This is a genomic window from uncultured Gilliamella sp., from assembly GCA_945271295.1.
In the GTDB taxonomy this organism is placed as follows: Bacteria; Pseudomonadota; Gammaproteobacteria; order Enterobacterales; family Orbaceae; genus Gilliamella.
Genome location: CALYPG010000003.1, coordinates 153,423 through 163,672, shown reverse-complemented (window position 1 = coordinate 163,672; position 10,250 = coordinate 153,423). Strand labels below are relative to the sequence as shown.

Annotated in this window: 9 protein-coding genes; 6 read left to right on the top strand and 3 right to left on the bottom strand. The window is 34.8% G+C overall.

The window, feature by feature from the left end; genetic code table 11:
* The first annotated feature begins 351 nt into the window (after nt 1-351).
* Nucleotides 352-1,350 carry a glyceraldehyde-3-phosphate dehydrogenase gene (gene gapA / locus Q0K76_RS03410; RefSeq protein WP_294611339.1) on the top strand — a complete coding sequence of 333 codons (999 nt, stop codon included), beginning with the start codon at nt 352-354 and terminating at the stop codon, nt 1,348-1,350.
* Nucleotides 1,351-1,464: 114 nt separating this feature from the next.
* Here gapA and Q0K76_RS03405 read toward each other — a convergent pair whose 3' ends face one another.
* The 3 genes from Q0K76_RS03405 to yjgA all read right to left on the bottom strand — a co-directional run bounded on the left by Q0K76_RS03405 (nt 1,465) and on the right by yjgA (nt 3,212).
* Nucleotides 1,465-1,674 (bottom strand): cold shock domain-containing protein, encoded by a 210-nt coding sequence (locus tag Q0K76_RS03405; RefSeq protein WP_294611337.1) that lies wholly within the window; start codon nt 1,672-1,674, stop codon nt 1,465-1,467.
* A gap of 407 nt (nt 1,675-2,081) precedes the next feature.
* Entirely contained in the window at nt 2,082-2,612 is a 531-nt protein-coding gene (ppa, locus tag Q0K76_RS03400; RefSeq protein WP_294611334.1) for an inorganic diphosphatase, read from the bottom strand.
* 66 nt (nt 2,613-2,678) lie between these two features.
* Nucleotides 2,679-3,212, bottom strand: a complete 534-nt coding sequence (gene yjgA, locus Q0K76_RS03395) for a ribosome biogenesis factor YjgA (protein ID WP_294611331.1) — start codon at nt 3,210-3,212, stop codon at nt 2,679-2,681.
* Nucleotides 3,213-3,296: 84 nt separating this feature from the next.
* Here yjgA and pmbA point away from each other — a divergent pair, with 84 nt between their 5' ends.
* The 5 genes from pmbA (at nt 3,297) to spoT (ending at nt 10,246) form a co-directional block, all read left to right on the top strand.
* Nucleotides 3,297-4,649 (top strand): metalloprotease PmbA, encoded by a 1,353-nt coding sequence (pmbA, locus tag Q0K76_RS03390; protein WP_294611328.1) that lies wholly within the window; start codon nt 3,297-3,299, stop codon nt 4,647-4,649.
* Between the two features lie 8 nt (nt 4,650-4,657).
* Nucleotides 4,658-6,397, top strand: a complete 1,740-nt coding sequence (locus tag Q0K76_RS03385) for a SulP family inorganic anion transporter (protein WP_294611326.1) — start codon at nt 4,658-4,660, stop codon at nt 6,395-6,397.
* A gap of 53 nt (nt 6,398-6,450) precedes the next feature.
* Nucleotides 6,451-7,671: a CinA family nicotinamide mononucleotide deamidase-related protein gene (locus Q0K76_RS03380; RefSeq protein ID WP_294611324.1), complete on the top strand. Its 1,221-nt coding sequence runs from the start codon at nt 6,451-6,453 to the stop codon at nt 7,669-7,671.
* Between the two features lie 158 nt (nt 7,672-7,829).
* Nucleotides 7,830-8,120, top strand: coding sequence for a DNA-directed RNA polymerase subunit omega (gene rpoZ / locus Q0K76_RS03375; RefSeq protein ID WP_294611321.1), 291 nt, complete (start codon nt 7,830-7,832; stop codon nt 8,118-8,120).
* Between the two features lie 17 nt (nt 8,121-8,137).
* Nucleotides 8,138-10,246, top strand: coding sequence for a bifunctional GTP diphosphokinase/guanosine-3',5'-bis pyrophosphate 3'-pyrophosphohydrolase (gene spoT / locus Q0K76_RS03370; protein ID WP_294611318.1), 2,109 nt, complete (start codon nt 8,138-8,140; stop codon nt 10,244-10,246).
* Nucleotides 10,247-10,250 lie beyond the last annotated feature (4 nt).

Genomic DNA, 10,250 nt, shown 5'->3' with positions numbered 1-10,250 from the left:
GATTCAAAGGGCTACACTAGCCCTTTATTAATCAAAAACTATAACGAACCCCAACTATTTGATCATTGATATATGGTCGGTTAAGTTTTCTTCATTAATCATAGTATGGTTTCTTGTTTTATAAAATTGCTGTTTTGTTAATGAGTTAAGTTAGCTATCTGTGATTTGCTACTATTTTGTTAAAGCACGGAGTATTGATTTTATAGCATTGCTATTTAAATCGATTTAATAACTGAAAATAGTTTACTTAATTCATGTCTAATTATGCGGAATGTTCTTGAATAACCGAGTAAAATTTGGTAGTTTACTAGGGTTTAATTTTATTTTTTAACAATAAAGAAGGTAAATGTTATGACAATCAAAGTAGGTATTAATGGTTTTGGCCGTATCGGTCGTATTGTTTTCCGTGCTGCACAAAAACGTTCAGACATTGAAATCGTTGCTATTAATGATTTATTAGACGTTGAATATATGGCTTATATGCTAAAATATGATTCAACACATGGTCGTTTTGATGGTACTGTTGCAGTTAAAGATGGTAAATTAGTAGTAAATGGTAAAACAATTCGCGTTACAGCTGAAAGAGATCCTGCGAACTTAAAATGGAATGAAGTGGGTGTTGATGTTGTTGCCGAAGCAACTGGTCTATTTTTAACTGACGAAACTGCTCGTAAACATATTCAAGCAGGTGCAAAAAAAGTTGTTTTAACTGGCCCTTCAAAAGATGCAACGCCAATGTTTGTAATTGGTGTTAATGATAAAGATTATGCTGGTCAAGATATCGTATCTAACGCTTCATGTACAACTAACTGTTTAGCGCCTTTAGCTAAAGTTATCAATGATAAATTTGGTATTGTTGAAGCATTAATGACAACTGTTCACGCAACTACAGCAACTCAAAAAACTGTTGATGGTCCATCTCATAAAGATTGGCGTGGTGGTCGTGGTGCAGCGCAAAACATTATTCCTTCATCAACTGGTGCAGCTAAAGCTGTAGGTAAAGTTATTCCTGAATTAAACGGTAAATTAACAGGTATGGCTTTCCGTGTACCGACTCCAGATGTTTCTGTTGTTGACTTAACTGCACGTTTAGCAAAACCAGCTAAATATGAAGAAATTTGTAAAGCAGTCAAAGCTGCAGCTGAAGGACCAATGAAAGGCGTTCTTGGTTACACTGAAGATGATGTTGTTTCTACTGACTTCTTAGGCGAAGTTTGCACTTCAGTATTTGATGCAAAAGCAGGTATTCAGTTAAGTGACAACTTTGTTAAACTTGTTGCTTGGTACGATAACGAAGTGGGTTATTCAAACAAAGTTTTAGATTTAATTGCTGTTATTTCTAAAAAATAAGTAATATTTCATTAATTAAAAGTGACTTTTTAGTCACTTTTTTATGTGCAATAAAAAACGGTTCATTTATATAAACGAACCGTTTTGCTTAAAATGAATTATTTAATTAGATAATTAAACAACGACAACTTCAGCCGCTGCTGGTCCACGAGGGCTATCTTGGATAGCAAATTCGACTTGTTGCCCTTCAGCTAGGGTTTTGAATCCATCCCCAGAAATTGCTGAAAAGTGAACAAATACATCTTTGCTTCCATCAGTTGGAGTAATAAACCCAAAACCTTTACTTTCGTTAAACCATTTTACTTGGCCAGTTTTCTTATTCATTTATTAGACATCCTAACAATAATTAATATTTGCCTTTATAGGCTCGCTTAGACGATTAACACGGATATTAATATGCAAACAAATAAACAACTATAATGAGTAAAAACTGGATTATAAAGTTAACCGTTTTCATAAAAATATACAGCGTTAAATGTCTGCTACTATTACCGCATAAATTATAATCGAAAGCAAGACATTAATGACATTTTTTTCATCTTATAGTACAGTTTTTTCTTAATTTTTATATCAAAAGGTTTTGTTTGAAATAATGCAAATTATTGTATTTTGGAAGTTTTTAATTTATTTCGAAAGTCAAAAATAAATTAAAAATAATAAGGTGCATATGACAAAATTCATGCACCTCGTTTAACGGTTACTTTATTTACTTAATGATCGATATTGGTATGTTACTTATTTTTTGCTCTCTCAAATGACTCGATGATCTCTTTGCGGGCTGCATCGACATTTTCCCAACCATCTACTTTTACCCATTTACCTTTTTCAAGCGCTTTATATTGTTCAAAAAAGTGTTTGATCTGTGACTTAAGTAGTTCAGGTAGATCATTCACATCTTTAATATGATCATATTCTTTGCAAAGCTTGGTGTGCGGCACTGCCACTAATTTAGCATCAACACCTGATTCATCTGTCATTTTTAGCACTCCAACAGGGCGGCAACGAATAACTGAGCCCGGTTGTAACGGATATGGTGTTGGAACTAATACATCAACAGGATCGCCATCAAGGGATAAAGTGTGATTAATGTAACCATAATTACATGGATAAAACATTGCTGTTGCCATAAAGCGATCAACAAATACCGCGCCAGTATCTTTATCTACTTCATATTTGATTGGATCAGCATTGGCTGGAATTTCAATCACAACATAAATATCGTCTGGTAACTCTTTACCGGCAGGTACATTTAATAGTCCCATCTTTGTATCCTCTATCTTGATTAATAATATTATTTAATAAAAAATGATAAGCGCACATTATAAAGATTATTCAGTGTCACTCAATTGTTTTAAATATTGAAAAATTTGTTTGCTAGTTTTAAGTGGTTTATTTGTTTCTAACTCTTTTTTGGCTAAACGCGCTAAAGTGCGTAATTGTTGCCTATCCGCAGTTGGGAACAGGCTAATAATGGATTCTGCATCGCCAGTTTTGATCAGTTCATCCCGAAGTTTCTCTAATTTATGAAACTGAGCAACTTGCTGATTATGGCGATTTTTAAGTTTATCTAGTGCTTGAGTAATCGGTTCGATATCGCGGTTGCGTAATAATTTGCCAATATACTGAATTTGCCTACGATATCCTTCTTTTTTGATTCGTTGGGCTAAATCAATCGCATTAAGTAAATCATCATCCAATGGTATTTTTATAATTTCATTTTTACTTAAATTAACTAATTCTATTCCTAATTTTTTGAGTACTTCCGCATCTCGTTTTATTTCACTTTTGCTGACATAGATGATTTCTTCTTCAGGATTATCAGTAAAAATCGGTGCTATTACTGTTTTTTTTAGGTTATTCATATGATTTCTATTGTTAACTGTTAACTAAAGTACAATTGTGGCTTATTATAACGTATCACTAGCATAATTGTAGAAAATAATAAGATGAGTATTGATCAAATCAAAAAAGACGCCAAAATCCAACAAACTAAATTATCCTCTATTGTTGCCAGTGCTATTAAGCAAGCTAAAACTCTGGTAGACGAGGTAGAAGTTTCAATCAACCAATCAACGGGTATCAGTGTCAGTACACGTTTAGGTGAAACTGAAAACGTGGAATTTAATAGTGACGGAGCATTAGCTATCACTGTTTATCAAAATCAACGTAAAGGGAGTGCTTCAACTAATGATTTGTCAGCACATGCAATTACTCAAACGATAGATATGGCAATTAAAATCATGCAATATACTTCATCAGATCCCTATTCTGGTTTAGGTGATGTTAATTTAATGGCATTTAATCCACCTGATTTGGATTTATTTTATCCAAGTGATTTGAATGTTGATAATGCTATAGAACAAGCAAAGCAAGCCGAGCAAGTCGCCTTAGCCCATCCTAAAATTATGAGTAGTGATGGTGGATATTTTAGTAGTCGCTATGGAATTTATGTCTATGGCAATAGTTTAGGTATGTTACAAGGTTATTGTGCGAGTTCACATTCACTTTCTTGTTCGGTCATTGCTGAGCAAGATGGGCAAATGGAACGTAATTATGCCTACACCTCATCGCGTGATATTAAACAACTCCATACTCCAGCTTCAGTAGGACAAGAAGCCGCAGAAAAAACGGTTGCTCAATTAGGTGCAAAACAAATAGCGACTATGAAAGTACCTGTTCTTTTTAGTGCAAATGTTGCGGTTGGTTTACTGGGACATTTAATTGGTGCGCTTAGCGGTGGAGCAATATATCGTAAATCTTCGTTTTTATTAAATGCTATCGGACAAGAGATATTTCCTTCATGGTTAACTATTTATGAAGATCCGCATATTTTGAAAGGTATTGGTTCCTCGCCATTCGATAGTGAAGGTACAAAAACGGTTAAACGTAATATCGTTGAGCAAGGAGTATTGCAAACCTATTTGCTTAGCAACTATTCAGCCAAAAAATTAGGTTTGAGTTCAACAGGTCACGCAGGTGGTATTCATAACTGGTTAGTCTCACCAAGCCAGATAGATGCTGATTTTCATGCAATGGTAAAAAAACTAGATAAAGGTGTTGTGATCACTTCTCTAATGGGGCAAGGGGTCAACAATGTGACGGGTGACTATTCTCGTGGTGCGACAGGATTTTGGGTGGAGAACGGAACAATTCAATATCCGATTAATGAAATTACTATTGCTGGTAATCTCAAAGATATATATAAAAATATTGTGGCTATAGGTAATGATCTTGAAACAAGAGGTAATATCCAATGCGGTTCAATTTTGATAGATAATATGAGTATAGCGGGTAAATAAGGAAAAATATGGGAAAATTCATCAATAGTACACTTTTCCAAAAAATAACATCATGGATGCCTGGACTGAAAAATTTATTACAATATAAACGTGAATTTTTGAGTTTTGACATTAAAGCAGGGTTATCGGTGGCTGCGGTATCACTGCCTGTGTCAATTGCCTATGCTGAATTAACTGGAGTTGGCGCAATTGCTGGCTTATATTCAACAATTTTACCACTAATTGTTTATGCCCTGTTTGGTTCATCACGGCAACTTATCGTTGGTCCAGATACAGCAACTTGCGCGGTAGTAGCGGCTGTGGTGTTACCATTAGCGGCCAATGATCCAATTTTACGCTGGCAACTTGTAGTTTTGCTAACCATTATGATTGGCATTTGGTGTATTATTGCTGGGAAGTTTCATCTTGGCGCTTTAGCGGATTTGTTGAGCCAACCAATTTTAATTGGCTTATTAAATGGTATATCTATTACCATTATGGTTGATCAATTAGCTAAAACGTTAGGGTTTAAATATGATTATTCCTATTTGATCGAACGAATCGTTTATTTTCCATTCAAAATTACCCAAATACATTTTGGAACAGCATTGATCTCACTGCTTACTTTGGCAATTTTAATTATTTTAAATAAAGTAAAGCCACGTTATCCTGCGCCGCTTGTAGCAGTGATTATTATGACATTTCTTTCATGGTTAATTAACTTTGAACACTATAATATTCATATTATTGGTCAAGTAAGTGGCGATTTTATTCCTGCTCAATCATGGCTTATTTTTGATAAAGGCTTAATGCGAGATTTAGTGGTACCATCACTTAACATTGCTATTATTTGTTTTGTAAGCATGATGATAACTGTTCGTAGCTTTGCCTCTAAAAATAATTATGAAACCAATGCTGATATTGAGTTTAAGGCACTTGGTTTGGCCAATATTGCTGCTGGTTTATCACAAGGTTTTGTAGTGAGTGGTACTTCTTCACGAACTGCAGTCAATGATGCTAATGGTGGTAAAACGCAACTAGTTTCAATCATTGCTGCCATACTTATTGGCATTGTTGTGTTATTTTTCTTATCGCCACTGCAATATATTCCAACTTGTGTTTTAGGTGTCATATTGATTTATTCGTCTGTGTCGCTAATAAATTTTCAAACTATTTGGCGATTTTTTAAATTTGATCGCGATGCCTTCTATCTCAGTTTATCAACGCTTATTGCTGTATTAGTTATTGGTATAATTCCGGGTATGGCTTTAGCGGTATTGTTGGGGTTATTTTTATTTTTACGTCGCGTGTTTCGGCCTAAAGATCAACTACTTGGAGTTGATGAAAGTGGTCGAATTCATTCATTAGGGCAAGATGTTTTACCCGTAAATAATACCTTGATTTATCGCTTTAATTCGCCACTGACTTATTTTAATATTGCCTATTTTAAACGCCGAATCATCAGTTATATTGATGAAGCTGATGAACCAATAAATTATGTGATTGTTGATGCGATACCTTGTTTTACCTATAAAGATGTCAGTGTTTTGTCAGGCATTGACGAGCTTGTCAGGTCATTAAAAGTACGAAACGTAATTTTAATACTATCCGGAAGACGTAAAACCTTAAAAAACTGGTTTAAACAGATGAATATTAAACTTGATGAAAATTATGTTGAGTTTGCTTATGATCTCTATTTTGCGGTTAGATTTGTGCAAAGTAAGGAGCATATGGAAAACAAAGAGGACGAGTACGATTACGATAGTTAATGTTAATAAGTCAATTGTTGTAAATCATATCTTGCGTACTATTAAGGGATAATATGAATCAAACTAGCAGTAAAGTTAAAATAGAAATGCTCAGTACTGGTGATGAAGTTTTGTATGGTCAAATTGTTGATACTAATGCCGCTTGGCTGTCTGATTTTCTATTTCAAAAAGGTTTTTTAATCAACTCGCGCTTTACTGTGGGGGATGATTTAGCTCAGTTAGTTCACGCCATTCAAGAACGTAGCGCATTTAATGATATTTTAATTATAAATGGTGGACTCGGTCCGACGAGTGATGATTTAAGCGCGCAAGCAGCTGCATTAGCCAATAATGAACCGCTGGTAATGCATCAAGAATGGTTAATTAAAATTGAAAGCTATTTTGCTACCCGTGGGCGGTTGATGCCTTCGAGTAATCGCAAACAAGCAATGCTGCCACAAAGCGCTACAATTATTGATAACCCTATTGGTACCGCTTGTGGTTTTAAAATGCAGATCAATAACTGTATTTTATTTTTTACGCCAGGTGTACCTTCTGAATTTAAAGAGATGATAACAACATCAGTCTTTCCGCAGATCAAAATGAGTTATCCTAACGTAGAAAGTTCGTTATGTTATAGCTTAACCACAATGGGGCGTACTGAAAGTGATTTAGCGACAGAATTAGAATCAGTGCTTAATATTCCTAATAATATAGTGGTTGGTTATCGTGCAGCAATGCCTATTATTGAATTAAAATTAACTGGACCTTTTCATCAAAAAAGAACAATGGAAAGATTATGGCAACAGATGAAAGCATTAGTTAACGACAATTTACTTTATGAAGGTGGTACAACTAAACAACCCGAAATAGAGTTAGCAAAAATTGTGGCTAAACTATTGTATGAAAGAGATCTCAGTATTATTGTTATTGAACAGCACTCAGCAGGTATGATTGGTTATCAATTGTTAGAATCAAGTGCACCAATAATTAAGTTTGAAGTTATTCGCGGTTTAATCGAAAAACCTAACGAATTCTTTTTAGATTTATTAACTAAAAACGAAGCGGATATAGCGTTAGGGTTAATTAATTTTAGAGAGGAAAATAGGCAATTCTCTATAATTATAGCCACGAAGCAACAAGTGTTACAGTTTAATTTAAACTATACTGGCCGTAAGCAACACCGACAGACTGAGCAACAGATTTTAGCTAGTATAGCTTTAGATGCATTGCGTCGCTATTTATTAAATATGCCCATTATTGGACCTAATATTTGGTTAGATATGATTCAATAGTTTACCAACTATAAAATCGTTATCATAATGTTAGGTAATAATGGTCGTAACAGATTTAAGTAACATCTAAATATTAGTTATAGACAATTCCCTACAAAATTAAGTAGAATAGCTGATCTTTTGAAAGATACAATTAAGTATAAATATTAGGGGTAAAAATGGCTCGTGTAACCGTCCAAGATGCAGTAGAAAAAATTGGTAATCGCTTTGATCTCGTTTTAGTTGCAGCAAGACGAGCTCGTCAATTACAAATTGAAAATAAATCACCATTACTTCCTGAAGAAAATGACAAAGAAACGGTCGTTGCATTACGTGAAATTGAAGATGGACTTGTTAACAAACAAATTCTTGATACGGCTGATTTTCAAGCACGCCAAGATGAAGAAGCAGAAGTTCGTTCAACGCTGCATGAATCGATCCTTCTCGAAAATACGCCATCTTACGAATAAGCTTTGCTGGATTGCCTATGCAATATTTTGATAGCTTAAAAGAGGTTGTTACATCATATTTACCAGCTAAACAAGTTGAATTTATCCAAGATGCATACCTCTTTGCTCAAAAAGCACATGAAGGGCAATTACGATGTAGTGGTGAACCTTATATTTCTCACCCTGTTGCAGTAGCAACAATTTTGGCCGATATGCGACTCGATTACGAGACAATTATCGCCGCACTCTTACATGATACAATTGAAGATACACCAGTTACTTTCCAAGATATAACCAAAAAATTTGGTAAACATGTGGCTATTTTAGTTGAAGGTGTATCTAAACTTGATAAATTAAAATTTCGTAATCGACAAGAGGCACAAGCCGAAAATTTTCGGAAAATGGTGCTCGCCATGACCGAAGATGTGCGGGTTATTTTAATTAAACTTGCTGATCGAACTCATAATATGCGAACGCTTGGCGCATTGAGGCCTGATAAACGCCGTCGTATAGCCAAAGAAACACTCGAAATTTATGCACCATTAGCTCATCGATTAGGTATCCATCATATAAAAACGGAACTGGAAATTTTGGGTTTCACTGCGATGTATCCTAATCGAGCTAAAGTCATTGAAAAAGTCGTTAAGGCTGCACGTGGCACTAGAAAAGAGTTGATTCAACAAATTTTATCTGAAATTAAAGAACGTTTATCAGAAGCGCAAATTGATGCAGTAGTTGAAGGGTTAGAAAAAAATATCTATGCCATTTACCAAAAAATGCAACTGCGTGAGCAACATTTTCGTTCAATCATGGATATTTATATTTTTAGGATTGTGGTCGAAGATGTTGATACTTGTTATCGGGTATTAGGGTTAGTTCATAATTTATACAAACCACGACTTAATCGATTTAAAGATTATATTGCTATTCCTAAAGCAAATGGTTATCAATCATTACATTCTTCATTAATAGGTCCGCATGGTACGCCAGTGGAAGTTCAGATCCGTACAGAAGATATGGATCAAATGGCTGAAATGGGTGTAGCAGCACATTGGATTTATAATGAAAACGACGAGCTAAACAATACTACTGCACAAATTAAAGCTCAACGTTGGATGCAAAGTTTATTAGAATTACAGCAAAGTGTTGGTAATTCATTCGAATTTATTGAAAATGTAAAATCAGATTTATTTCCTAAAGAAATTTATGTCTTCACCCCTAAAGGTCGCATTGTGCAATTACCTGAAGGTTCAACAGCTGTCGATTTGGCCTATGCGGTACACTCAGATATTGGTTATCAATGTATTGGTGCTTTTGTTGATCGCAAACCTTATCCGTTATCGCAACCATTAAGTAATGGTCAAACGGTTGAAATTATCACTTCGCCTGAAGGGCGGCCTAACGCAAGTTGGCTCAATTTTGTGGTTAGTGCGAAAGCGAGATCGCGTATTCGTCAAGCTCTCAAAACATTAAAACGTGAAGATGCCATTGAGTTAGGAAGACGGTTACTCGATCTTTCTTTGGTGAAAACCGGTGGTGTTGCTGCACTTTCAGCAAAAAAAATAGCGAAAATTGTTGATTTAACTAAATTAGCCACATTTGATGATGTATTAGCTGAAATTGGGCTTGGTAACATTATGAGTCATTTTGTGGCTAAAGGTTTGGAGCATAAAGAGTTATTACAAAATCAGCCAGATAAAGATAAAACGTTAGTTATAACTGGTACTGAAGGTGTCTTAGTGACGTTTTCAAAATGTTGCCACCCGATTCCCAATGATCCAATTATTGGGCATGTAAGCCCTGAGAAAGGATTAACTGTTCATCATGAATCATGTAGAAATATTTCAGGTTATCAACATTATCCTGAAAGTTATATCTCATTGAAATGGGCTAGTAATATTGCGCAATTTTTTGTGGCTGAAATTTGGGTCGATATTTTGAATAATCAAGGTGTATTAGGGCATATCCTTTCTATCATTAATGAAGAAAAAGCTCATTTGCAGTGGTTGAATACTGAAGAAAAAGATCGGCAAATTTATACCATCATTTTGCAACTGGAAGTAAAAAATTCTCAGCAACTAAGTGAATTAATGCGCAAAATTTCATTACAACAAGATGTTGTTAGTGTTTTTCGTAATATCAATTAACGAC